This window comes from Paraliobacillus ryukyuensis (genome assembly GCF_003315295.1).
GTDB lineage: Bacteria > Bacillota > Bacilli > Bacillales > Amphibacillaceae > Paraliobacillus > Paraliobacillus ryukyuensis.
The window spans coordinates 433,188-460,057 of the sequence record NZ_QNRI01000002.1; the positions used below are offsets into that span (position 1 = coordinate 433,188).

22 protein-coding genes and 1 riboswitch are annotated in these 26,870 nt (G+C 37.3%); of the genes, 16 read left to right on the top strand and 6 right to left on the bottom strand.

Translation table 11 applies throughout. The features are described 5' to 3' along the window. Positions 1-5: 5 nt before the first annotated feature. The 3 genes from DES48_RS05310 to DES48_RS05320 all read left to right on the top strand — a co-directional run bounded on the left by DES48_RS05310 (position 6) and on the right by DES48_RS05320 (position 3,625). Positions 6-1,610, top strand: a complete 1,605-nt coding sequence (locus DES48_RS05310; protein WP_113867460.1) for an ABC transporter substrate-binding protein — start codon at positions 6-8, stop codon at positions 1,608-1,610. Between the two features lie 90 nt (positions 1,611-1,700). After that, positions 1,701-2,702 carry an ABC transporter permease gene (locus tag DES48_RS05315; RefSeq protein WP_113867461.1) on the top strand — a complete coding sequence of 334 codons (1,002 nt, stop codon included), beginning with the start codon at positions 1,701-1,703 and terminating at the stop codon, positions 2,700-2,702. Positions 2,703-2,767: 65 nt separating this feature from the next. After that, the gene (locus tag DES48_RS05320; protein ID WP_245911317.1) at positions 2,768-3,625 is read left to right on the top strand and encodes an ABC transporter permease; all 858 of its coding nucleotides are present in this window, start codon (positions 2,768-2,770) and stop codon (positions 3,623-3,625) included. Positions 3,626-4,390: 765 nt separating this feature from the next. Here DES48_RS05320 and DES48_RS15775 read toward each other — a convergent pair. From DES48_RS15775 to DES48_RS05335, 3 genes are all read right to left on the bottom strand, one after another. Next, positions 4,391-4,690: an alpha/beta fold hydrolase gene (locus DES48_RS15775; RefSeq protein ID WP_147232383.1), complete on the bottom strand. Its 300-nt coding sequence runs from the start codon at positions 4,688-4,690 to the stop codon at positions 4,391-4,393. A 300-nt stretch (positions 4,691-4,990) separates the two neighbouring features. Then, entirely contained in the window at positions 4,991-5,836 is an 846-nt protein-coding gene (locus tag DES48_RS05330; protein ID WP_113867467.1) for an AraC family transcriptional regulator, read from the bottom strand. Positions 5,837-6,325: 489 nt separating this feature from the next. Then, positions 6,326-8,305 carry a S9 family peptidase gene (locus DES48_RS05335; RefSeq protein ID WP_170126172.1) on the bottom strand — a complete coding sequence of 660 codons (1,980 nt, stop codon included), beginning with the start codon at positions 8,303-8,305 and terminating at the stop codon, positions 6,326-6,328. A 240-nt stretch (positions 8,306-8,545) separates the two neighbouring features. Between DES48_RS05335 and DES48_RS05340 the strand changes: the two genes are divergently transcribed. The 9 genes from DES48_RS05340 (at position 8,546) to DES48_RS05375 (ending at position 15,960) form a co-directional block, all read left to right on the top strand. Beyond that, on the top strand, positions 8,546-9,496 hold the full coding sequence (locus DES48_RS05340) for a sugar-binding transcriptional regulator (RefSeq protein WP_113867472.1): 951 nt from the start codon (positions 8,546-8,548) through the stop codon (positions 9,494-9,496). A gap of 474 nt (positions 9,497-9,970) precedes the next feature. Beyond that, positions 9,971-11,224, top strand: a complete 1,254-nt coding sequence (locus DES48_RS05345; protein ID WP_113867474.1) for an NAD(P)H-dependent oxidoreductase — start codon at positions 9,971-9,973, stop codon at positions 11,222-11,224. Between the two features lie 40 nt (positions 11,225-11,264). Continuing rightward, positions 11,265-11,675, top strand: a complete 411-nt coding sequence (locus DES48_RS05350) for a transcriptional regulator GutM (RefSeq protein ID WP_113867476.1) — start codon at positions 11,265-11,267, stop codon at positions 11,673-11,675. 149 nt (positions 11,676-11,824) lie between these two features. Then, a complete protein-coding gene (srlA, locus tag DES48_RS05355; protein WP_113867478.1) occupies positions 11,825-12,340 on the top strand; it encodes a PTS glucitol/sorbitol transporter subunit IIC in 516 nt (171 codons plus the stop codon). A gap of 26 nt (positions 12,341-12,366) precedes the next feature. Continuing rightward, a complete protein-coding gene (gene srlE, locus DES48_RS05360; protein ID WP_113867480.1) occupies positions 12,367-13,398 on the top strand; it encodes a PTS glucitol/sorbitol transporter subunit IIB in 1,032 nt (343 codons plus the stop codon). Between the two features lie 21 nt (positions 13,399-13,419). After that, a complete protein-coding gene (locus DES48_RS05365; protein WP_113867482.1) occupies positions 13,420-13,773 on the top strand; it encodes a PTS glucitol/sorbitol transporter subunit IIA in 354 nt (117 codons plus the stop codon). Positions 13,774-13,800: 27 nt separating this feature from the next. Continuing rightward, positions 13,801-14,742 (top strand): sugar-binding transcriptional regulator, encoded by a 942-nt coding sequence (locus DES48_RS05370; RefSeq protein ID WP_113867750.1) that lies wholly within the window; start codon positions 13,801-13,803, stop codon positions 14,740-14,742. 170 nt (positions 14,743-14,912) lie between these two features. Next, entirely contained in the window at positions 14,913-15,047 is a 135-nt protein-coding gene (locus tag DES48_RS16355; protein WP_281269223.1) for a hypothetical protein, read from the top strand. 163 nt (positions 15,048-15,210) lie between these two features. Next, positions 15,211-15,960 (top strand): GNAT family N-acetyltransferase, encoded by a 750-nt coding sequence (locus DES48_RS05375; protein ID WP_113867484.1) that lies wholly within the window; start codon positions 15,211-15,213, stop codon positions 15,958-15,960. 341 nt (positions 15,961-16,301) lie between these two features. Here DES48_RS05375 and DES48_RS05380 read toward each other — a convergent pair whose 3' ends face one another. Further along, positions 16,302-18,128: a YhgE/Pip domain-containing protein gene (locus DES48_RS05380; RefSeq protein ID WP_245911302.1), complete on the bottom strand. Its 1,827-nt coding sequence runs from the start codon at positions 18,126-18,128 to the stop codon at positions 16,302-16,304. Between the two features lie 2 nt (positions 18,129-18,130). Continuing rightward, positions 18,131-20,191, bottom strand: a complete 2,061-nt coding sequence (locus tag DES48_RS05385) for an efflux RND transporter permease subunit (RefSeq protein WP_113867488.1) — start codon at positions 20,189-20,191, stop codon at positions 18,131-18,133. A gap of 130 nt (positions 20,192-20,321) precedes the next feature. Here DES48_RS05385 and DES48_RS05390 point away from each other — a divergent pair, with 130 nt between their 5' ends. From DES48_RS05390 to thiT, 4 genes are all read left to right on the top strand, one after another. Next, positions 20,322-20,891: a TetR/AcrR family transcriptional regulator gene (locus DES48_RS05390; protein ID WP_079710679.1), complete on the top strand. Its 570-nt coding sequence runs from the start codon at positions 20,322-20,324 to the stop codon at positions 20,889-20,891. 135 nt (positions 20,892-21,026) lie between these two features. Beyond that, positions 21,027-22,274 (top strand): NAD-dependent epimerase/dehydratase family protein, encoded by a 1,248-nt coding sequence (locus tag DES48_RS05395; RefSeq protein ID WP_113867490.1) that lies wholly within the window; start codon positions 21,027-21,029, stop codon positions 22,272-22,274. Positions 22,275-22,686: 412 nt separating this feature from the next. Further along, complete coding sequence (locus tag DES48_RS05400) at positions 22,687-23,907, top strand: dicarboxylate/amino acid:cation symporter (RefSeq protein WP_113867492.1); 1,221 nt, start codon at positions 22,687-22,689, stop codon at positions 23,905-23,907. A 137-nt stretch (positions 23,908-24,044) separates the two neighbouring features. Beyond that, positions 24,045-24,145, top strand: a riboswitch (TPP riboswitch). 59 nt (positions 24,146-24,204) lie between these two features. After that, entirely contained in the window at positions 24,205-24,774 is a 570-nt protein-coding gene (gene thiT / locus DES48_RS05405) for an energy-coupled thiamine transporter ThiT (protein WP_113867494.1), read from the top strand. Positions 24,775-24,925: 151 nt separating this feature from the next. Here thiT and DES48_RS05410 read toward each other — a convergent pair whose 3' ends face one another. After that, positions 24,926-26,623, bottom strand: a complete 1,698-nt coding sequence (locus DES48_RS05410) for a cellulase family glycosylhydrolase (protein WP_113867752.1) — start codon at positions 26,621-26,623, stop codon at positions 24,926-24,928. Positions 26,624-26,870 lie beyond the last annotated feature (247 nt).

Consider the following 26,870-nt stretch of genomic DNA (forward strand, 5'->3'; position numbering starts at 1 on the left):
AAAAGATGAAAAAGCAATTTATTCGTTTTGGATTATTGTTGGTTTTCATGCTACTAATTGTCGGGTGTTCAGAGGATTCGTCAACGGAGGGAGAAGGGGAAACACAAGACCCAGGAGAAACAGAAAAAGCGACAGAATTACAGGATACGCTAGTTTTTGGGAGAGGGGCTGACTCTACTTCATTAGATCCTGCAACAGAAACCGATGGTGAAACATTTTATGTTACCCAACAAATTTATGATACACTAATTGACTATGAAGACGGGACTACGAAGTTACAGCCTGCACTTGCTACGGAATGGGAAGCGTCTGAAGATGGAAAAACCTTTGTATTGACTTTACGTGATGGTGTTACCTTCCAAGATGGCACCCCGTTTAATGCAGAAGCGGTCGTAGCTAATTTTGAACGATGGATGAGTGCGGAAGACTTTATTTACTATGGTTCAATGTTTGGTGGCTATGGCGAAGATGAGGCGAATATTATTGAGCGTGTGGAAGCGACCAGTGATTTAGAAGTAACTTTCCAGTTAAAACGTCCATCTGCACCATTCTTAAAGAACTTAGCCATGTCTCCTTTTGCGATTGCCAGTCCAGAAGCATTTGATTCTTTAGCGGAAAATCCAGTAGGAACAGGTCCATTTAAGTTAGATGATTGGGCTAGAAATGAGACAATTACGCTCGTTAAAAATGAAGATTACTGGGAAGACGGTAAACCATATTTAAATCGCGTGATTTTTCAAGTTATCCCAGATAACTCCGCTCGTCTAACCGCATTACAAAATGGTGAAATTGATTTAATGGATGGGGTGAATCCATCTGATCAAACAATTATTGAATCGGACGAGAACCTAAAAGTATTCTCTCGTGCCCCACTAAATGTGGCCTACATGCCGATGAACAATGAAACCGCACCATTTGATGATCCCCTTGTCCGTCAAGCAGTCAATCATGCGATCGATAAAGAGGCACTGATTGAAGGTTTCTTTGAAGGAAATGCAGAACCAGCAAAAAACATGTTGCCACCAACTATTGATGGCTATAACGATGAAATTGAGCCATATGCTTATGATGTGGAAAAAGCGAAAGAATTGCTAGCGGAAGCTGGTTATGAAGCAGGTGAACTAGAAGTTGATTTATGGACCATGGATAACCCTAGACCATATATGCCAGCCCCAGCTAAGATTGCTGAATCAATTCAGAAAAATTTAGCGGATGTCGGTATTATAGCCAATATTCAGACCTTGGATTGGTCGACCTATTTAGAAAAAGCCAAAAATGGAGAAATGCCAACATTTTTAATTGGCTGGATCGGTGATAATGGAGATGCGGATAACTTTCTATACACGTTACTAGGTACAGGTAGCGGAAATAACTATTCTTTCTATTCCAATGAAGCGGTTGATAAGATTTTGTTAGAAGCACAAGCTGCAACAGATGATGCCGCCCGTGCTGACTTATATAAACAAGCACAAGTACTGATTCATAAAGATGCACCAGTCGTTCCATTAGTGCATTATGAATCGTTAATGGCTGGTTCTAGCACACTGGAAAACTATACACCTGCTCCTACTGGTTCTGAAGATTTTACAGATGTTACTTTTTCAGAGTAATTGATCGTCCATTTATGTGGGGAAGTGTTTGTTCGCTTTCCCGTTTTACTGTTTATTTTTTACAAAGAAATGTTTGAGAGGTGAATACTGGTGCTGAAGTATACATTCCGACGTTTAGGCGCGCTTATTCCTGTCCTAATTGGTATGTCGATTCTAGTTTTTTTAATCATCCGAGCAATTCCAGGGGACCCCGCGCAAACGATCCTTGGTGATAAAGCTTCTGAGCAAGCAGTAGAAAATTTGCGAGAACAGCTTGGCTTAAATAATCCAATTTACATACAATATTTTTCTTATATGAAAGGCTTAATTACTGGAGATCTTGGGACATCGATTCGTACGAGCTCTCCAATTAGTGCAGATATTTGGCCGTATTTAGCTGCAACAATTGAGCTTGCTTTCGTTGCCTTAATTATTGCAGTAGTGATTGGAGTGAATGCTGGGATTTTAAGTGCTTGGTTCCAAAATTCCATTTTCGATTATACGGCAATGATTATTGCTTTAATCGGAATCTCGATGCCGGTTTTTTGGCTTGGTCTAATGGAACAATGGGCGTTCTCGTTAGAGTTAGGCTGGCTACCATCGATCGGTAGAGAATCAGTTAGAGATCCGATCACACCAATCACCCATATTTATATGATTGATACGCTAATCCAAGGTGATTTTGACCAATTTGTCGTAGTGATCAAGCATTTATTCTTGCCAGGAATTGCACTCGGAACCATTCCTATGGCAATTTTTGCCCGAATGACGCGTTCAAGTATGTTAGAGGTACTACGTTCAGATTATATTCGTACTGCTCGAGCAAAAGGACAGAAGATGTTTGTGATTGTCTATAAACACGCCTTAAAAAATGCTTTTATTCCGATTTTAACGGTTATTGGTTTGCAGACAGGCTTACTATTAGGTGGAGCGATTTTAACGGAAACGATTTTTAGTTGGCCAGGGATTGGTCGTTATATTTATGAAGCAATTCAATATCGGGATTATCCAGTCATTCAAGCAGGCATATTAGTGATTGCTACCATCTTTGTTTTAATCAATCTGATCGTTGACTTGCTTTATGCCGCATTTGATCCAAGAATTAAATATTAACTGGTCACTAAGGAGGGATTTTTGTGCCAAAATTAGAACACAGTCCATTACAGCCTGCTAATCCAATAGAAATAGAGAAAAAAACTTCTTTCTTACGATTACTATGGCATAATTATAAAAAGAATAAGTTAGCAGTTATCGGTTTAGGGATTATCTTAGCTTTTATTATTTTAGCAGTATTTGCTGGTCTGATTGCACCAGAAGGAATCAATGAACAAAAAACTGGTGAAAGACTGTTGCCTCCATCAAGTCAATATTGGCTAGGAACGGATGATTTTGGCCGCGATATTCTTAGTCGTATTTTACATGGCGCGCGATTGTCATTAACTGTAGGATTTGTTGCTGTCATCGGTTCCGTCATTGTCGGAACTCTAGTAGGTGTGATAGCCGGTTATTATGGTAAATGGATCGATGCCCTTATCTCGAGAGGATTTGATATATTACTAGCATTTCCTAGTATCTTATTAGCCATTGCTATTGTGGCAGTGCTCGGCCCTTCTTTGCAAAATGCGTTGTTAGCAATCGCGATTATTAACGTCCCTACATTTGGTCGGATAGTTCGCTCCAAGGTATTAGGGCTGAAAGAAGAAGATTATGTAGAAGCAGCTCGATCGATCGGCATGAAAAACAGCCGAATCATTATCTATCATATCTTGCCCAATAGCATGGCACCGATTATCGTTCAAGCAACCTTATGTGTCGCAACAGCTATATTGGAAGCGGCTGCCCTAGGATTTCTTGGCCTGGGCGCTCAAGCACCAGATCCAGAGTGGGGCAGAATGTTATCTGATTCGCGAACCTATTTACAACAAGCACCATGGACCGTATTTTTTCCTGGCATCGCCATTATGTTAACTGTGCTAGGGTTTAATTTAATCGGGGATGGATTGCGAGATGCGTTAGATCCGAAGATGAAAGAATGAGTCTTTTGAGTATGTGATGTGACGCGTTAAAGTAGATAATGTAAAAATCATAAGAGCGATCGAGGAGGGTTTGTTCGATCGATTGATATAAAGCAGAAATCGTAGTGGACGTGAAGCGCGATTTGAAGGTTAAACCAATATAAAGCAGAAAACGTAGTGAGCGTGAAGCGCGATTTGATGGTTAAACCAATATAAAGCAGAAAACGAAGTGGACGTGAAGTACGATTTGATGGTTAAACCAATATAAAGTAGAAAACGTAGTGGGCGTGAAGCACGATTTGATGGTTAAACCAATATAAAGTAGAAAACGTAGTGGGCGTGAAGCACAATTTGATGGTTAAACCAATATAAAGTAGAAAACGAAGTGATCGTGAAGTGAGATTTCATAGTTAACTCGATATAAAGTAGAATTCGTAGAAATAAGGGTATGCGATTTATCAAATAAACCGGTATAATAATATAAATTGTGGGGAGGATTACGTGAGGTTTCTGGTATATATAAGCCAACTAAATGCTGTGGATGCTGGGCTAGCGCACATTTCATTAATTTGCTAAAGATACGATAATAAACATAAAAAATTCTTTGATTCTATCATTCTAAAAAAAGATTAGAAATTCATGTTAGCTTGGGAATATTATTAAATTGATAATGAAAAATCTTACCACAAAAGCGGTAAGGCTAGCAATTAATTGAATACGAACAGAGTAGGTGAATGTTATGGAGACAACAAGCAACATCGCAATTATCACAGATATTCACGGGAATTATGCTGCACTTAAAACTGTGTTGAATGATATCGCTTGGTCTAAGTATTTTTTTACCCAATTTGCCAATGTCAAAGATGTTACCTTACCATCTATACTCTTGCTTTTCCCCAAACCTGGCAAATCAATGAGGTGGGTTTCAAACTTTTCTTTCAAATGTTCTGCTATATTTAAACCTTCATTCCCTGAAAAACCGCCAGCAGGAAGGAAAATTATTGATTCCCCACATCCAACTTTTTTAACAAAATATTCACTAGTATTATTTGATATTTTTCTCACCTCTCTGTTATAGATATTCAACTAACTTGCCAGTTACTTAAATAAGCAACTGGCTGCCTAATCAAAAACTTTTTGTTCCACTAAAGCCACCCGTTAATACAAGAAGCATTGATTGGATGTCGTTTCAAAACAAATCTTAGTTTTATTTTAATCCCGTTAATTTTTGGTCTTCTTCTTTCCTAAATTAGCTGCAAATATACCACTAACTAAAGCAATAGCTATGGCTACCCAAGTCCAAAAACTCACATGAATTCCCCCTTATTATAAGTTAAATTTACCATTATAAACTACTATACTATGATTCTTTTTTATGATATCCAATTATTTTGTAATTACTGGAACCCAAAGTTCGTTTCTCGGTTTGTGTTTTGGTGGATAATAACATTCAATACAAGGAATATCAGCAAGTTCATATCCAGAAGTTGGAACCCATTCTCTGTATAATCGCTTCCACGCATTCGTTATGCCTGGAAAAACAGCCCAGGTACGGTGGGTAATAAGTAGCGTTTCCATATCACTTGGTACCTCTCCATCATACCTTATCCCCATAAAGTATGTAAATTCTTCGTCCATAATAGCTGCTTCTTTTCCGCAAACGCCTAAAAGACTTTCAAGAGAGCATTTTGGTTTCTCCCAGGACATATCAATCAATTGTTGCATAAAGCCATCTTTTTTAGCACTGCTCCAAAGCGTGGGAATAGTTTTAAAGGCTCTACTTGTTTTGACGACCTTCCCTTTTCCTATAACTTTTAAATCAAAATCAAGACTTTCAATCCGATACTCCATTTCAGTATCCCCTTTTATTGAAATTTGGAAGGAGATTCTTGGAAATGCTTTTAACTGTACCCCTTGATTACGTGCTTCAGAAGGTTTCATTCCATGTAACTTTTGAAAAGCGCGAGAAAAAGAATCAGCCGACTCATAGCCATACTTAAAGGCTACGTCTATAATTCGGATGTCACTTTTTTGAATATCAAATGCTGCAAGCGTTAAGCGTCTCCGTCTGATATATTCAGATAGAGGTAGTCCTGAAATCGATGAAAACATTCTTGAAAAATGATACTCGGAACTGTGAGCTATTTGAGCAATTTTTTTATAATTTATATCTTCCTCAAGATTATTTTCAATGTAATCCAAAGCGCTATTCATTCTAGTTATCCAATCCATTATCCCTCTCCTTCCACATATTAAATTTACTAGAAAAGATGTTCATTTATCCGACATTTCATGCACAAATATGTCGGGTTATCTCAATACCAGTGAAATAATTCTATGTCTTTCAAGAAATTCCTGCTTACGCTAACCTGCCCGTTACTTAAATAAGCAACGGACTGCCTAATCGACAACTTTTGTTCCACTAAAGCACCGTTAGTGCAGTAAGCGCTGTTCATGTTAATGATTTATTAACCAATTACTAATTTGTTCACTTAAAAACATTGGCTTGTCCCAATATATATCGTTTGTTGCATCTTTAACATCAATGACACTTTCATTTACATATTGTTTTAATCGATTTAATTCGTTATTTCTAATAACATTAATATAAGAAAAAAATAACAGACCAATTCAATTCATATACGATTTGGTCTGTGAATGCGTGTGCTATTTTGCTCTACCGAAACGAAACTACTTAGTCGTCGAGACAACTCCTATAAATTATAGATATTCTGCAAACCAACCCGTCATCTCATCCAATCGCTTAATTCGCAAGCTTGGATCGCCATTTCTTGATAAGTTGTGATCGGAGGCAGGGAAGCGCACAAGCTTAGCTGTTTTCTTTTGTTGTTTGATCGCCACATAGAATTGTTCACCTTGTTCAATTGGGCAGCGAAGATCATTTTCGCTATGCAAAATTAAGATCGGTGTTTCCACTTGTTTCACATAGCGAAGTGGCGAGAATTCCCATAGTTTATCTGGATTGTCTAGTAAGGACGCTTTTAATTGCCAGTCATTGAAAAAATAACCAATGTCACTTACACCGTAAAAGCTGATCCAGTTACTAATGGATCGTTGGGTGACAGCTGCTTTAAAACGATTGGTATGCGTCACAATCCAGTTGGTCATAAAACCACCATAGCTTCCACCAGTTACACCTATGCGTTCATGATCAATCCACACATATGTTTCCAGAGCATAATCTACCGCATCAAGAATATCTTGATAATCTCCTTGTCCATATGCACCGCGTACTGCATTAACAAAATTCTGTCCGTAACCAAAGCTTCCTCGAGGATTAATATAAAGCACACCATATCCTTTTTCTGCTAACACTTGGAATTCATGCATAAACCCATAGCTATACATCGCATGTGGGCCACCGTGAATTTCAACGACCAGTGGATATTTTTCTCCATCTTTAAAACCAACTGGCTTCATAATCCAGCCTTGAATGGTCGATTGGTCATGTGCTTGAAAATGAAAGGTTTCCGGTATGCTAATGGTTTTTTCTGCAAGCCAATCTTCATTTGCAGCTGTTAATCTTTGTTCTTCTTTTGTATTCTTGTCAAAGCTAAATAAATCACCTGGTGTCGTTGGATCACTGATTGCTAGAATAATAGCATCTGCATTTTCACTGGGGCTAAACGCATAAATCTGACGGTCACCACCACAGAGGCAGGTAATTTCTTTATCTAAGCTCGCAGTATAAAGTTGGGTTTTTCCATGCGTACTTCCTAACAGATATAAACTAGAACTAGCACTATTCCATACAGCACCAGCAGGTTGTACACCTGTACCCATGTCATTGATAGCAGTGTCGGCTGCAACGACGTCCCAATTTTCCGTTACACACATCGTTTCCCCTGTTGCTAAATCATAGACATATGCCTCAATTAACGTTGCATTTTTATAGCTTTGATCATGGCCAAGAAATGAAATTTTTGAGCCATCAGGAGAAAATAAGGGCGAACTGTATCGTCCATCACTATTTGTTATTTTGGTTTGTTCCTCTGCGTCCAAATCAATGATATATACATCAGATAAAAAGGCATCTTCTGGATTATCAAACTGATTAGCATAGCAAAGCACTTGTTTACCATCTGGTGAAAAGTTACCTGCACTATGATCATAAGGTCCTGCAGTGACTTGTTTTACAATGGTACCGTCTTTTTTGATTAGCGCTAAGTGAGCATGTTTTTTTGGTAAAAGTCCAGCACCGTCTGCTTTATAATTTACTTTTTCCGTTTCATAGACTTTATCTACTAATTGTTTTTCTTCCTTTTTATCCTCGGAATCTAGTGTTTCGTCTTCTCCAAGCGAAGTGGTTACAAGTACCTGCTGACTATCTGGTGACCATAAAGGGTTACTTGCGCCATTTTTTAAAAAGGTAATCTGCTTGGCTTCTCCACCTTTGGCTGGGATTGTCCAGATTTGATTTTTACCTGAACGATCGGATACAAAGGCAATTGTTTTTCCGTTGGGAGACCATCTAGGATTGGTGTCGTTACTTTCACCTTGTGTGAAAGGATGCATTTGCTTATCAGTTAGTGTTTGTATGTATAATTTTGACCGATATTTTTTCTCATCCGTAATATGTCGTCGCACAAAAATAACGGACTTTCCATCAGGCGATAGTTGTGGATCAGATAGAAAATTGAATGTTAACAGATCATTTGAATTGATTCCGGTTTTACTCATCTGAACACGTCCTCTCATTGACTAATTCTTCGCTAATTTCTGAAAATTTAATATTCCTAATTATAACAATTATTTCTGATAGTTACAATTAAAAATACTGGGCTCTTATACAAAGGTAACTATATTATTCATCTAGACTTAACCTTAATTTCGCTATCTTTGTAAATGGTTTACTGTTTTCAAAATATGTTATCTCCTGTAAACTAAAGGCAAACGGCGAATAGGAAAGGGAATGACAAATTGGTTAATTGGGAAGAACAAAGACAGTTGGTCAAGATTGCAACGCTGTATCACTATGAAGATTGGACTCAAGAACAAATTGCGAAAAAGTTTGGCATATCACGTCCAATTGTATCGAAATTACTTCATCGCGCGAAGGATCAAGGCATGGTTGAAGTCTATATTAAGAATGAAAATGTACATACAGTGAATTTAGAAAGAAAGTTAGAAGAACATTTTCATTTGAGGGAGGCAGTAGTGGTACCATCACCTGCGCCTAATCTGGAAAGGGTCACGAATGCTGTTGGTCGTGCGGGTGCTCACTACCTATCTAAAAAAATAAAATCAATTAATAGTCTTGGCATCTCCTGGGGAAATACGTTAGCGGAGTTGGTAAAAGAATTCCCCTATGTAATAAAAGATGATATACAAGTAGTACCACTGGAAGGTGGAATGGGGCGAAAAAGAGCCGATATTCATGCTAATCAGTTAGCGTATGAATTAGCGAAAAAAATGAATGGTACTTGTTCTTATCTTTATGCACCAGCCATTGTGGAGACGAAAGAATTAAAAGATCGATTAATGCAAATGTCGGATATTAATGACGTAATTGAAGAAGGAAAGCAAGTTGATACAGCATTAATTAGTCTCGGAACCCCGTATCAACACTCTACTTTACAATCAGTCGGCTATCTGCAAGAACAAGATGTTGAACAATTAAAAGAAGCTGGTGTAGTAGGAGAAATCGGATTTCGTTTTTATGATCGAAATGGGACACCGATTCATCATTCATTGGAAAAAGAGTATATCGGTGTGGCATTAGAAGATATTAAAAAGATCGACGAAGTAATTGGAATTGTTGCAGGATCACATAAAGTAGAAAGTGTTTTGGCTGCTTTAAAGGAAGGCTACGTAAATGTTTTAGTTATTGATGACCAAACGGCAAGTAAATTAATCAGTGAAATAGAATAAAACGGGAAGACGTGTACATGTGCTATGCTCCTACCTAGGGAGTGAGATTTTAAAAAATCTCACTCCCTAGGGGGAGCTATTTTTATGTATGATTAAACAAGTAATGGTTAAAAAATTCTATCTAATGTCATTACAAAGTTAATACATTAAAACAAAAGTAAAAAAGTTAATCTTCTGTATCTATTGTGTGAGTTGCGCTCATTAAAGGTTGTGAAATAGATAACAATATTATTTTATTTAGTTCCGTTGACAGTGGAAATAACAGAATATATAATGAACTCAAATCATGACATTTGTTTTATTTTAGAACATATGTAAATAAAATGACTTTGTTTTAAGATTAGAACATATGTTATGAAACTGAAATAGCTAGTTGATCACAAGCTATGTAGGAAAAAATGGCGTCGTTTTTTTCTACAAAAAAGTAAACGCTTTCTTTATTGAAATTTTGAAGGGACGAAGGGAGTAATTGAAATGACCATTTATCAACAGCTACTAGATCGAGAAAAAGAACATACTCCAATTAAAGTTGGGGTTATCGGAGCAGGTCAGATGGGCTTTGGGCTAATAGCACAAATCTCACAAATTCCAGGTATGGTTGTCGGAGGGATATGTGATGTAAATAAGGAAAATGCTGACAGAGCCAAAAACTACTATCAATCACAAGAAAAACGAAAAAATGAAACCGTTATCTCGAATGATTTTAAAGAAGTGATTAACTCGCCAAATGTTGAAGTTGTGGTTGATGCAACTGGTGTTCCAGAAGTAGGCGCTAATATTTCTTTAGAAGCATTACTAGCCAAGAAACATCTTGTCTTACTAAACGTTGAAGTGGATATAACTATCGGCTCGATCATGAATCAATTTTTTCAAAGTTCAAATCTGGTTTACACGGGATCGGCAGGAGATGAACCAGCTGCCATTGTAGAACTGTATGAATTTGCTAAATCAATGGGACTTGAAGTGGTAGTTGCAGGTAAAGGTAAAAACAATCCATTGAAACCACTTGCTAATCCAGATACATGCGCGGAAGAAGCGAATCGAAAAAATATGAGTGCGCATATGCTTGCGGCATTTCAAGATGGCACAAAGACAATGGCTGAGATGAACTTGTTAAGTAACGCTATTGGCTTAAAACCAGATAAAGTTGGTATGCATGGCAGGAAAGCCAATTTAGATAATGTGAATGAAATCCTTAATACAAAGGAAAATGGTGGCGTATTAGACAATTTGGGTGTAGTGGAATATGTAGATGGTTTAGCACCAGGTGTATTTGTCATTGTGAAAAGTGAAATGGAGCCAGTAGATGAAGAATTACGTTATCTATTAAAAGTAGACGAAAATCATGGGCCACACTATACCTTGTACCGCCCGTATCACTTAGCAAGTTTGGAAACACCAATCACTATTGCCAAAGCGGTTCTTGAGCATGATACATCGATTCGCCCGTTAGGTGCACCTGTATCGGAGACAGTTGCAGTAGCGAAGAAAGATATTAAAGCTGGGGAAGCAATTGACGGCATTGGTGGTTATTCTGTCCGAGGCATACTTGAAACGCATGAAGATATGAAAGAACAAAAGCATATTCCGATTGGTTTGATCAGTGGAAACGTAGTTGCAAAGCAAGATATAAAAGAAGGAGATTTCCTTACGCATGAAAATACAGAACTTGATCCAACCACAACTGTGTGGAAACTTCGGGCATTACAAGATCAAACATTTAACTAGGCCTGAAAATTAAAATAAGCTAGTACAGGGAGTGTATGGCATGGAGTTGGTTTTAATTGCTTGTTTGTTATTTGTCATTCAGTCTGTTTTGACTTTTATCCAAGTTAGATATTATCGAAAGTCAGTTAATGCTTTGATGGAACAGTATAAGGGGAAAGATGGCTATTACCTCTATGCTGCGCAAGTACGAAAAAAATTAGGCGCTGGAGCGATTGTCATGCTTGTGGTAGATCAGGATTATACCATTAAAGAATGCAAAGTGATGAAAGGAATGACCAGTTTATCTCCTTTTAAAGATGAAGCAAGATACAAGGAAAAACACGTTGGCCATTTACTAGAAGAATTGTATCAATCGGATAAAAAGCAGAAAAAGTCAACGTTAACAAGAGCACTAAATCAAGCAGCTGAAAATGCCATGCTATCAATTGCTAGCAAACAAAAGACTTCTTAACGTATGTAGCTGCATGAATGTTGTAATTGAACAGCTTCCTTTTTTGAGCAAACCATATACCAAGGAAAAAGGAAGCTGTCCAATTCATTTTATTATAGCCAATATGGAATGGCAACAGGACATTAATTAAAACAAAGGGGTGTGTTGACATGCAATGGATTGAATGGTTAGGTGAACACTTTATCGGTTTATTTGACGCTGGTGGTAAGCAATTCATGGATTTATTTACAGGGATTGTTCCGACATTAGTTGTTTTACTAACGTTTACGTACGCAATGATTAAGTTTATTGGTGAAGAAAGAGTTACCAAAGCGATTCAAGCTACATCGAAATTTATGATCTTTCGATACACGATTATGCCAATTTTGTCCATCTTGTTATTAACGAATCCAATGGCGTATACGTTTGGACGATTTGTCAAAGAAAAACAAAAGCCAGCATTTTTTGATTCGTTAGTAAGCTTTTTACATCCGGTCACATCACTATTTCCTTATGCGAACGCTGGTGAGTTATTTGTATATCTAGGAGTGGCAAATGGATTAACGCAAGCAGGTTATGCAACTTCCGAGTTAGCTATTCGGTTTTTCTTAGTAGGTATCGTTGTTATGTTCCTACGCGGAGTTATCACAGAACAGCTCACAAAAATTTTAGCTAAAAGAATGTAAAGGTATACAAAAGGGAGGTAATGAAAATGGCATATAATTCCGTATTTGTAGCTAAAGGTTCTGGAGGTTGGGGAAGCGGTCTCTTGTTAGAACCAAAAGGGAAAAAAGTAAAAGTAGTCTCGATTACAGGGGGAGGAATCCACCCAGTAGCACAAAAAATTGCAGATGAAGCAAATACAGAAGTAGTTGATGGGTTTAACAACGCTGTTCCAGAAGATGAAATGATGTGTGTGGTCATTGATTGTGGTGGTACAGCTAGAATTGGTTTATATCCGATGAAGGGGATTCCTACAGTAGATGTTCTATCTTCTTCACCTTCAGGGCCATTAGCGAAACACATTACCGAGGAGAATTTTGTTTCAGGGGTTACACCAAAACAAGTTAGTCTATCAGAACAGTCCGAGCAGCAACAGAATGCTGAAGAGGATGAAGCAACAACAGAAGATTATGCAGGGACCAGATTTGATACAAGTGACAAAGAAAAATTCAAAGAAGAATATGAAGAAGTGAAAAAGGAACACAAAAGCAGTAATGATAACTTCTTAATTCGCTTTTCCAAAGGGATTGGTCAGGTAACTGGTACATTCTATCAAGCCGGCCGTGATTCAATTGATATGTTAATCAAAAACATCATTCCTTTTATGGCATTTGTGAGTATGTTAATTGGGATTATCAATTATACCGGTCTTGGTGATTTAATTGCAAATACGCTATCACCTTTAGCTAGTTCGATCTGGGGATTAATGATCATAGTTATCATTTGTACCTTGCCATTTCTATCACCTATACTTGGACCAGGAGCAGTTATTGCACAAGTAATTGGTGTCCTTATTGGTACCCAGATCGGAGCAGGTAACATACCACCTGAGTTTGCTTTACCGGCATTATTTGCTATTAATGGGCAGGTTGGGGCAGACTTTGTTCCAGTTGGACTATCACTTGGGGAAGCGGAACCAGAAACCGTCCAATATGGTGTTCCTGCAGTCTTATACAGCCGTTTAATAACAGGTGTTCTTGCTGTTGTAATCGCTTACTTTGCTAGTTTTGGAATGTATTAATTTGGGAAAGGAGAATAAGGCATGTATAAATCAACTGTAAAAGAAATTGGACCATTGGTAGAGAGTTTCAAAGAGGAGAATCTAGTTATATTATTTGGACCGGCTGCACCGAATGAACTTCGAGAAGTTTCTGTTATTCACGAACAATCAGAAACATCAGATGTACCTATTCAAGAAGGTGGTCAATTCCAAGTCGATGATCAGACTTATACTGTGCGATCGGTCGGTTCGCAAGCAAATGCTAATTTGAAAGATTTAGGACACATTTCCATTTATTTTTCAGAGCCAGATGAAGGGCTACTCCCTGGAGCTGTTTTAATTGAATCTGGTAGTGTACCATCTTTTAAAGAAGGAAGTGTCATTACATTTAATTAATAGGATGATGTGAAATGGATGAGAGCGATGTCTATCTTAGAGGATAAACGATTAATGATAAAAATTGCCCATATGTATTATGAAGAAGGTGTGAAACAGTCTGACATTGCACGTTCGTTTGGTGTTAGTAGACCGATGATTTCGAAATACTTGAGTAAAGCAAAAGAACAAGGCATTGTGCAAATTATTATTCATGATGAGGATATCCATCCCTTTATGGCATTAGAAGCAAAACTCGAAAGACAATTTAACTTAAAAGAAGTGGTTTGTGTCTCGAGTACCGATAATGATTCGATTAAGAGTCGACTTGGTGAAGCGGCTAGCAATTACTTGTTGCGTATGCTGAATGGAAACGAGTCAATTGGGGTATCATCTGGTACTACCTTAAATCAAGTGGCTGTTGCAATGCAGGTAAATAAACATTATCCAGACGTATCATTTGTACCATTGGTTGCTGGAATGGGAGATGAGCGAGTAGACATTCATTCCAACAGTATTGTGGCCAGGTTGGCAGAAAATCTAGGTGCCCATTTCAAATTACTCCACGCACCAGTATTAGTCGATTCAAAAGAGGCGAAAGATATTATTCGTAATCAATCAACGATCAAATCAGTTTTTGATACAGCACATCATGCGAATATTGCACTTGTAGGAATTGGTGGTACACCCCAGCATTCTACGATGGTCAAATCATATTTGAATAATAAAAACGAATTTGTGGATTATCAAGGCATTGTTGGAGATATTTGCTATAATTTCATTGATGAAAACGGCCAAGCAGTTAACCACCCATGGAATGAACGCGTCATCAACATTGATTTAGAAAGTTTAAAACAAATTGATTTGGTGATTGGAGTGGCAAGTGGCAAAGAAAAAGAACAGGCAATTCGAGCAGCGCTTAAAGGCGATCTAATTGATGTTTTAGTTACGGATGATGACACAGCTGAAACGTTATTATTTCGTAAATAAAATAAAAGGTTTAATTCTAAAGGATGTTTGAGTGATCAAGCATCCTTTAAATTTTTTACTAAGAAAGTAATCCAGCATTTTTCTTAAAATTCTCAACAAATAAGGGAAAAACATTTAGTAGTAACGTATAATAGTGATAAAAACAAAACTTGGAATGGGGGGGTGTCGTTTTGACGGATAAAACCAAACAGATAGGCTTAAGTGCACTAATTGGTTTTTTTATCGGTGTATTGTGCTCACCAAAAATAACCATCATGAATATAGGAAATATTGATAAGCGCAGTGTTAACAAAAAACATAAATAAGCGTTAAGGAACGTTTTAATGATTAGCTATCAATTGATCGTTAGCCAGTATTGCGTTTCGTTCGTACGCACAGTTGATTATCACCATTGGTAACTTTACATTGACCTACAGCTTTCAGTAAGCAATCTAAGTGAATGATCGTTGATAACGAGGGAGGAGTAAGATGACTGAATTCATTGATGTGAATGCGACGAATTTGGATAGGTACGGCTTTTTTTGCATGAGGAGTAAGCCGAAGAATGCAGGTCACCAAAACAAGCGTTTGTGGTTACAAGCTAGATTTAACGATGGATTAAAGTTGAAAATTGTCCAAGTAGATGGCAAGCAAAAAGGATTTATTGAATACATACCGGGTGCATTCACGTGGCGTGCTATTGATGCAAAAGATTACATGGCCATCCATTGTTTTTGGGTAGTTGGAAAAAATAAAGGAAAAGGCTACGGAAGTACATTGCTCAATTTATGTATTGAAGATGCGTTGGCACAAGGACTTCGAGGTGTCGCTATTGTAACAAGCGAAAAAGGCTGGTTGCCGAACAAACAGTATTTTGAGAAAAAAGGATTTCACATGGTAGACCAGATAGATGCGTTTCAACTAATGGTATTGGATTTTGATCAACGTGTGAAAGTAGAGGCGCGATTATCTAATTGGAAACACACTGCCGAAAAATATCAGGAAGGGGTCACCGTTTTCACTTCTGATCAATGTCCTTTTAACCAAGATGCAGTCGACAACGTCCAAGCAGCTGGTGATGAGCTTGGGATTGATGTTCAGATTATTCATCTCGATGACTATGAGTCAGCACAGCAACAATCACCTATACCTTATGGCACGTTTTGTGTTATTTATAATGGAAAGATTATTACCTATCACCCAGAGACAAAAAATAAATATCTAAAGCTGTTAAGTTAATTACTACGTTTATATTAGATTTAATTCGGCTACGCTTATTGCTAGATTTTTCTGTCACCATAATATTTATTGTGAATTATATCACAATAATGTGAGGTATTTAGCTACAATAAAAAAGCATATATTGCATTAATTCTACTTGTTATAATAGCGATTTCGAGCTTAGTTGTTTCTAAACCAAATGAAGAAGAACAAGCAGAATATCAGTCTAATGGTGAAAATTTAACATTGTAAGAGATTTTTAATTATCAGATTTGGCGCAAGATTATTGACTAGATTCGTTTCCCTGTAAATAAAAAATTGCAGGTATGTGTGCCCATACCTGCAATTTTCGTCTTTTATTAAAACAAATCCATTAATTTTTGCCAAAACCCTTTGTTTTCCGTCTCTTCTTCAACAGTAGAAATTTGTTCTTCTTCAGGTTCTGCTATTTCGATACTATCCGTACGAATGACAAACTGCACGCGTTCCACATTTTCATTTTCAGAAGAGACAAATGAAACAGGTTCGTAGTCTGACTTATCATACTGATTAATCATCTGATCTATTTGATTTTGGAGCTCTTCTGGTAGATCACTAGTAGAATCTTTTAACTCGGCGGTCCCTTCATGCAATTCATTTGCTCCTGATGCTAGTTCGCCTGTTCCATTGGCTAGTTCACCAATACCACTATTAAGCTCGCTATACGATGAAGCAAGTTGAGCAACTCCATCTGTATACTGAACTAATCCACTATGAAATTCACCATATCTAGAAGATAACTGGCTCAACCCTTTTGCTAATTCATTAAACGAATCAGAAATATTCATTGATTCCAATGATTTTGCAAGTTCACTAGACATGGTCGATACATTATTTGCTATTTTTGTAACGGAATCACTAACGCCAGTTAAGGTGGGACTAACCCCGTCAAATGCAGCTTTCACCTCATCATAAGTTCCTCTTGCCTCAAGTGCAGCTTGATACGTTTGTACCAGTTTGCTTACTAATTGTTTATTTGGATCATCATCAGCATAAGACGCCACTAGTGATTGCATACGTTGAAGCTCTTGTTGCATTTTTTGCTGATCTTTATTTGCTTTTGGTAATTTTTTCATTACACTATCAAGTGCTTGGTAAGCTTGTGTGTATTGTTTATTAAATTCAGTTAACTGCTTAGGAATTTCTTTTAACCCTTTCGCCAGTTCATCTAATCCTTTTTGTAATTCTTTTAATTGACTAAGATCAACCGAATCGGAATTATTCGCAACCTCTTTACTAATCTGTGCTAATGCTTGATCAATTGATTTTGAGCCATTTATCAATTCAGCAGAAGAATTACTAGCTTCTTGTAATCCATTATTAAACTGTGACGAGCCATTATCTAAATCTCTTGCACCGTTGTTCAATTCTGCTATTCCATTACTTAATTCACCAACGCCATTATTAATTTCTGCAATAGCATCTGTTAAACTTTCAAAATCCTGCGTGATCTCCTCTGTATCTGGTGATTCAATTGGTAAGGAAGACGGTAGAGCAGAAATTTCTAAACCTGACATTTCAAAATCTGTCACATCTGCTTCTAATGTGTAGTCACCTTTCTTCTCGGGCATCACAGTCCAGCTAATATTATAATCACCACCAGCATTAGCAACGGTGGCATCTCCTGCTTGAATATGCTTAAAGACATCCGATCCTGCTGTTAATGATATTTGTAGTAGATAGTTCTCGTAAAAACTTTTATCGACATGATCGTTATTATTTGTTTTAATATTCATTTCCAGATGGCCAGAAGCTCCTGCTAACTCTTCCGCAGTGATTTGTTTTCCATCTAATCGGTAGGAGATATCAATTGTCCATGGAAGTTGTTGATCGTCCATATTTCCTTGATAATAAAATTCTCCTTCAGGTGCTTCGACAGAAATCGTATTATTTGACTGCTTGATTGGTGCTACATCCGTCAAATTCTTCACGCTGGAATAAGAACCGTGATCGGTTACTTCACCAGCATTGGTGACATCAAGTACATTAACGACATAAATATCTTTTAACGTTCCCTCTGGACTGAGCGTGGAATAGACCACTTCTTCTTTGGAAGCGACTTTTCCATTAGATGCTGCATATGCTAGCGTAGAAGGAAAAACTAGCATGACAATTAAGCTTGCGCTAAAGAGTTTTTTTATTCTCATCATCACTTCTCCTTATAAAAGTTTGCTTTCCAAGTTGTTTTTCGAATCACTTTATCAAAAGTTACTAGCATCGCTGGTAAGAAGAACACGACTAGGATAAATGCTAGCAATGCACCTCGTCCAAGTAGTAAACCAATAGACGATACAATTGGGTTAGAAGAGGTCCAAGCTAAGATAAAGCCTACACTCGATAAAATCGAGGCAGAAATGGATATAGAGAAAATCTTCTCGTCCAGTGTCTTTTTAATTGCAGACCATGCGGGCATTTCCTTACGATTTTCTGTATAATTTTCCGATAGCAAAATTGCATAGTCTACTGTTGCCGCAAGCTGAACTGTACTTACAATTAGGTAACCAACGTAAACTAACGGCACCTCCGTAAAATAAGGAACTGATAGATTGACCCACACAGCAGTTTGAATGGTTACGAGCAAAATAATCGGCACCGTAATCGATCGGAATGTTACCAAAAGTACTACTGCAATTGCTAGCAAAGTTACCATATTAACAATTTTATTATCTTGGGTAACAATATCTTTAATGTCGTATAGTGTTACACTTTGACCTAGAAGATAACTATCATCCTCATAATAAGTATTCACTGTATCTCGAATGGATTCTACTAAAGAAAAAGCAGTGTCACCTTCGTTTTCTGTATCGGTGTAAAGTACCATCCGACTGTAGTTTTTCGAATAAAACTGATTTGTCATTGATTCATCTAGATAATCAGATGGAATAACAGAACCGACAGTATTTGGATAGGAAACGATACTTGTTACGTGATCCATATTTTTTAATTGATTGCTAAGTTCGGTTTCCTTCGCCATATCTCCTCTAGGTACAAGTACAACGACTGGTGTTGATTTACCAAATGTATCTTCGATTGCCGTTGCGTCTTGCCCTGCCCGTGAACCAGGCGGATGTTCACCTGAACCATAGATGAAGTTCGTGTTGCTTTGTGCTAGAAAGCTAGGTACTATGATTACTAAAACAAGTAACATAGCAGGAATTCGAAACTTCATTACGAATTGACCAACTTTTCTAAATGGTGGGATGAATGGACGGTGTTGTGTACGGTCAATCCATTTATAGAACATTAACGTTAAAGCTGGTAAAAATACAATGACACTAATAAAGCTTAGTAGGATACCTTTTACTAAATTCACGCCTAAATCCGCGCCAATTTGAAAGTTCATTAAGGTTAGGGCCATAAATCCAAAGAAGGTCGTTGCTGCACTAGCAGCAATTGCTGGGAACGATTGTTTAATGGCACGACGCATCGCTTCTTCAATATTAGGTGCAGTTTTTCGGTGATCTTGAAAGCTGTGTAATAGGAAAATCGCATAATCTAGCGATACAGCTAGCTGAAGAATTGGACTCACCGATTGTGTTACAAAGGAGACTTCTCCAAGAAAAATATTCGTACCTAAATTAATTAAGATCGAAACCCCAATAGCTGTTAAGAAAAAGACTGGCTCTAACCATGAAGTAGTTGAGAGAACCAAAATAATAATCACAATTGGTACAAGTAAAAGCGCAGCGTTCATTGATTCAGAACCTGTCATTTTTTGTGAAACAGCAGTATCTACTGCTTCACCAGCCATGGCGTTGTCCTCACCAATAAGTGCATAAATTTCGTCAGTAACAGCCACTTCATCACCTTCGCGAATGGTTAAGGAGAACAGTGCACTGTTGTCTTTGTAATACGTTTCTATTGTATCTTCATCGACCAATTCGATTGGTGTTTTTAAATCAACCGAATCATCTAGCCACATCACATTAGAGACCCCATCGATAGCTGAAAGGTCTTCTTTATATTGAAGTGCCTCTTGAATCGATACGTCATTAATCATGACACGGGTATTGGTAATGGATTCGTCAAATGCTTCATCCATAACGTCCAATGCTTCAACTGATGGTGCATCGTCAGGTAAGTAGTCAACCATATCATAGTTTACGGATACGAGAGACTGTACCATTGCTCCGATAATGGCTAAAGCAAAAAATAGGAGTACAATTGGCTTTTTATGTTTGATTAGCTGTGTAACAAGGTTTATTTTCATCATCCCCCTCTTGCATCTATATCTGGATACCATTATAATGACATCGTGTTGGATAATCAACAAACAGTTTATTTAGAAACGTGCGTTTTCCAACACAATAACCCCAAAATGTTGAATAAGGATGTAAAAAATGAATGAAAAACTAGATCGTCGAAAAAAATATACCCGTATGGTATTGAAGGATAGCTTGATGGAATTATTAAAAGAAAAAGCAATTGGTTCGATTACCATTAAAGAAATCTGTGAACGAGCAGATATCAATCGCTCAACATTTTATACGCATTATTCCAGTCAATATGACTTACTTCATCAAATTGAAGAAGAAATAATTACAGACATGAACGACACGTTAGCCGGTTATGGAGATAATAAAGTCGGTGAAGAACGATTGATGACTGAAAAATTACTGGAATACGTCGCTAGAAACAAAGAAGTTTGTGAAGTGTTACTAAGTGAACGAGGGGACGTCCATTTTCAACAAAAAGTAATGGATATTGCGCTAAATCATACTGTCACGAATCTGGTGAAGGCTAATCAAGTAGAAGAGGGTTTATCAAAGTACGTTAGTCTGTTTTATGTAAGTGGTAGTATTCATTTAATTGAAGAATGGTTAAAAAATGGAATGGATAAGCCTCCCAAAGAATTGGCGAAGATTATCATTGTTTTGGCGAATAATGGTTTGAATGGTTTGAAAATTTAATATCTAGGCTATATTACACGTAAAAAAATTTGTTTTTTGGATAGATTCCTGTTCTTATTCTGTTATAACCTTTATACTTTTAGTTATAGGGACAAACTTGACATAAGAGAAATAAAATCAAAGGTGGTACATACATTGAGCGTAAATCAAACCAATGATAAAGCAAAGAAAAAAATTATTGTGCTTGGGGGAGATGGTTTTTGTGGCTGGCCAACAAGTCTTCATCTTTCTCAAATCGGTCATGATGTCGTTATTATCGATAATCTTTCCCGACGTAATATTGATAATGAATTAGAGGCTGAATCATTAACACCAATTCAACCGATGCATACTAGATTGCACGCATGGAAAGAAATTAGTGGAAAAGAAATTACTTTCCATAATGTTAATATTGCAAGTGAATATGACCAACTTTTGCAAGTGATTAAACAAGAACAACCAGATGTAATTGTTCATTTTGCGGAGCAACGTTCTGCACCTTATTCTATGAAATCACCAAAACATAAACGCTATACCGTTAACAATAACATGAACGCTACACATAATGTGTTATGCGCTATTGTAGAATCTGAATTAGATATTCATTTGGTTCACTTAGGTACAATGGGTGTGTATGGTTATGGTACAGCAGGAATGAAGATTCCAGAAGGATACTTGGATGTAGAAGTAACAACGGAAAAAGGTGATCGCGTTCAACAGCAAATGCTTTATCCAACCAATCCAGGCTCTGTTTATCATATGACTAAATCCCAAGATCAATTATTATTCCAATATTATAATAAAAATGATCGTGTTCGCATTACTGATCTACATCAAGGAATTGTTTGGGGTACAAATACGAAAGAAACGAATTTAGACGATCGTTTACTTAATCGCTTTGATTACGATGGGGATTATGGTACTGTATTAAATCGCTTTTTAATGCAAGCATCTGTCGGTTATCCAATAACAGTTCATGGTACAGGTGGACAGACGCGGGCATTCATACATATCCAAGATACCGTACGTTGTATTCAATTAGCTATTGAAAATGCACCAACGAAAGACGATCGTGTCATGATCTTTAATCAGATGACGGAGACACACCGTGTTGTTGATTTGGCCAAGCTAGTAAGTGAAATTACTGGTGGCGAAATTGCTTATGTCTCAAACCCACGTAAAGAAGCAGCGGAAAACGAATTACATGTAAAAAATGATCTCTTTCTATCAAAAGGGTTAGAGCCGACTACATTAAACGAAGGATTACTGCAAGAAGTAAGTGAAGTAGCCAAACGATTCCGTGAACGTGCGGATTACGACAAGATTCCAGCAACGAGTACGTGGACGAGAGACCAAAAACCAGGCGTACCGGAAGTAAACGAAAAAGAGCATGTACAAAAATAATATTTCATCTTTGGCAAAAGGCACCCATTGGGTGTCTTTTTTGTAGAGAGAGCTTGTTTTATAATTTGTTAATATGGAAAAAATGTTGTAAATGCTAGGTGCTGAAAGCCTTTATTTTGTAAAAATGGATCATCGACTGGTTTTGGAGATGATCCGCTCAAGCGGGAAGGATCGGCGCTCAAGCGGGAAGGATCGGCGCTCAAGCATAAAAGAATAACGCCCTTCAAAATTAGATGAATAGCCACCCTAGAGATTCACTACCAATTTATACTGATTGACAACATCCTAGTATTTATCATTTAATAAAAAATAGCAAGAAATAAATAAATATTCAGAAATCATTTTGGTACTTAATAAAATGAGTTTATTTACAAAGTGAAGACTGATTTCGATTTTTGGAGGTTAAAATAATATGAATTTAACAATCAAGATATTTATTGCATTAATTCTAGGTGCAGTGATTGGCTTAGGAATGCATTTTTATACACCAGCTTTATTTGAGCCAGTCGATACGTATTTTTTTAGTCCGCTGGGAACCATTTTTCTAAATCTAATCAAAATGCTTGTTGTTCCAATTGTATTTTTCTCAATTACATTAGGTACTGCTTCGTTAGGTGATCCAAAGAAATTAGGTCGAATTGGTGGTAAAGCGCTATTGTTTTTCCTTGTAACAACAACGATTGCGATTACCCTTGCGATGGGGTTCACCTATTTATTTGAGCCTGGAAATGCAGGCATTGATACATCTGGTGCTTCCTATGAAGCACAAGAGGCACCATCTGTGGTTGACACCTTTACTAGTATTATTCCTACCAATCCAATTCAGGCGATGGTAGAAGGTAATATGCTGCAAATTATTACGTTTTCGATCTTTATCGGCTTTGCTTTATCAATTTTAGGGGAAAAAGTTGAAGCGGTCTACCGAGTGTTGGAGCAAGGAAATAACCTGATGCTTTTCCTTGTTAATGTGATTATGAAATTTGCCCCATATGGTGCCTTTGGTCTACTTGCTTCAGCAATGGGATCGTTAGGATTGAATGGAGCAAAAGCGATGCTTTCTTACATGTTAGTTATTTTACTCGTGTTAAGTATTCATGCGATTTTTACCTATGGAACGGCGGTTGCCGTAATTGGAAAGCAGAATCCATTCCAATTTTTTAAAGCTTTCTTGCCAGCTATGGCAGTAGCCTTTAGTACATCCAGTAGTAGTTCAACACTTCCTGTCTCGATGAAAGTGGCACAAGAAAAGCTTCACGTACCTAAGCCGATTAGTAGTTTTATTCAACCACTTGGAGCAACGATTAATATGGATGGAACCGCGATTATGCAAGGGGTAGCAACGATTTTTATTGCACAAGTATATCAGACCGATCTATCCTTTTCTCAATTAGTCATGGTGGTCCTGACCGCTGTGCTGGCTAGTATTGGTACAGCTGGTGTTCCAGGTGTTGGATTGATTATGTTAGCAATGGTACTTAATCAAGTGTCCTTACCAGTAGAAGGAATTGCCCTTATTATTGGGGTTGATCGTATTCTTGACATGACACGAACAGCAGTTAACATTACAGGAGATGCGGCCTGTGCGGTTATAGTATCGCAGACAGAAAAAAGATATGCGGATGCGAACGCATAATATAAAGTATCTTCAATTATTTGTCAATGATTGAAGGCGCTTTTTTACCCCCTCAAAAAGGATAGAGATTAAAAACTGTTTTAATTTTCCCAAGATAACAATAAAATGTGTTATAATTAGAATTAAATTCAAATACTGGAAACCGCAAGGGGAGCTGTTAAAGCTGAGATTGAACTTTTGTTCTAACCCTTTGAACCTGTTAGTTAATGCTAGCGTAGGGATGTGGATAGGTAGGTATACAAATGTGTATATCAGTTCTCCCTTGAGGTTTTCTAAACTTTTAAGGGGGAATTTTTTGTGAAGAAACTAAGTTTGGTAGCATTAATGGAAGTTTCAATTCTTGGAGCGTTAGCGTTTGTCTTTGATCTTATCCCATCCATTCGTATTTCGCCATCCATATCCATCTCATTCGCGATGGTACCAATTTTTATATTGGCTTTTCGTAGGGGAGCGAGAGCTGGTATCACAGCTGGATTTCTATGGGGACTGTTGCAAATATTTCTTGGAGATGCCTACATACTAACACCAGTTCAAGCATTTATTGAATACTTTATAGCCTTTGCAAGTGTTGGAGTTGCTGGACTATTTCGTCCGCTAATTAAGAAAAGTTTTCAAGAAAATCGTAAAACAAGCGGTTTAGTCTGGGTTGTTGTAGCAACTTTGGTAGGAAGTTTGGTAAGATATTTCTGGCATTTTGTGGCAGGGTTTATCTTTTGGGGAGAATATGCACCTGAAGATATGAATGTAGTGTTATATTCCTTTATCACAAATGGGATCACGATGGTAGGAGCATTTGTTTTTTGTTCCATTTTACTTGTCTTACTATTGGGTACGGCACCAAGGTTATTAAAACGCCAATATGCTTAACTATAAAAAATGCACCTCAATATATATTGAGGTGCATTTTTTATTTATTATTGAGCAGCCATACCGCCATCAATACGATATTGCGCGCCAGAGATGAAACTACTTTCATCAGAAGCTAAAAATAATAGATTGGAAACAAGTCGGGCAAAATTTACAGCATTGTAAATCCACTAACTGTTTGGCCAGATTTTAAGATTTTGTATTTTATTTGGTCACCACTCCAAAAATGGAAGGTTAGGTGCACTTCCCCATCATGTACCTCATTAAAAAAGTTGGAGGTAATCGTAATTTTATTCTCGTTATAAGATGGAGTAAAGGTATAGCCAAATTCCTTGTAGCTTGTCCAATTTTGTGGGCCAGCAGGACTTCCATAAGCATAGACAGCTTCCATGGTAGCTAATTTATTTCCGTTAAAAATAACTGGTATAGTAAAGTTATTAATCGTGCCTTGTGTTTGCTGAAGTATTGGTGTGTCATACAGGATAATTTGAATATACCAATTAGCGCCTTGATTAAATGTAGCTGTCACTTCACCTTGTAAACCTATTTCATAAGCAACAATTTGTTCTAGTAAGTGCTTCTTTAATACAAGTTTATCATTCGTAATCGTATAATCTGTACCTTCATGAAGCGCTTGATCATTGTATCTTAGGGATTGAAATGTATTTCCGTTCAAAGATAGATCAAGGCTTTCATCCTGTATGCTTTCATCTTTTTTAAGATAAATAAAATCAGCTTCGGCAGTAGCAGACCTTGTTTCCCAACTTGCTTTCATCATATTACTTAATTGTGGATCTCCCCATTGCAGCGATTCCCTTCCTAAGTGCTGACCATTATCCCACAACATATGGGTAAGGTTTTTCGCTTGTGCATAGTGCATCATGTATTCAAAATACTTGAGCTTTTCTCCTTGCTCAATAACATCTACACTTGTATCAAATCCTAGTAAACCAAATTCACCAATGATCGCTGGGATGCCATTTGCAGTAAATGTCTGGTGTACACGATCAAAAGTTTGAATAATATCATTTTTTGTATCTTGTTCAAATGTTGTATAGCCGGCAATATTTACACTAAATGGCCAAAAGCCGTAATAGTGTACGGTAGAAATTAGATAGGGGTCGTTTAGTTCTTGTATCATCTGATAAAGCCCATTTAATTTTTCTTGTTCTGTCCCAGTATCTAGTGTTGGTAATACGAGCGCACGTGTCATGTTGTTTCCACCACTGTCACGTACAATGTGGTAAAAAGAGCTGTTTAATTGATCGAGATATTCTTGGCTTTGTTGAACGGATGAATGGGAAAATCGGGGTTCATTAATGCTTTCAAACATTAAATTACTGGAGTAGTTTTTAAAGTGATTCGCTAGCTGTCTCCAAATCGCTTCATAACGCGCTAATGAAGCATCGTGATCTTGTAGCATACCATTTTCTAACCAAATCCAAGAGTCGTGATGAACATTGATCATGACTTTTAAATCAGCGTCCAGAGCCCAATCAATAGTGTTTGTTACTCGTTGCAGAAAATTCGGTTTGATTTGATAATTAGGTGCACTTCCCATGCGCTGATCAAAAGTAATAGGGATACGTATGCTCTTATATCCTTCGGTAGCAACTTTATTAATTAAGGATTGTGTGACAGGTGGGTTTCCCCAAGCTGTTTCATCGGTATCTACTGCATCAAACGAGTTTCCTAAATTCCATCCGGGCTGCATTTCTTTCACGTATGCATTAATATCATAATTAACCTTTTCTTTTGCAAAACTAGTAGTAGGAAACAAAGAAATCATTATTATCACCCCAAGAAGTAACAAACTAGTAACTATTATGTTACCATAAATTTGTTTCATTTTAACTCCTCTTTGTTTTAATAGGTATTCCATGCCTACACTACTAGTACCTACCTCCCCCCTGATTTGTTACCGCTTTCATATAGGGTTTAGCATAACGGAATTTGCGACTATATGGTAAAAACAAGTCATGTTTTTACAACAATTTGTTTAATATTGTTCTGTTACCGTAAATAATGACGAATATTTTTATGAATAATGAGGCTAAACTATTTATATCATGTGATTTTTCCTATAGATCTATAAC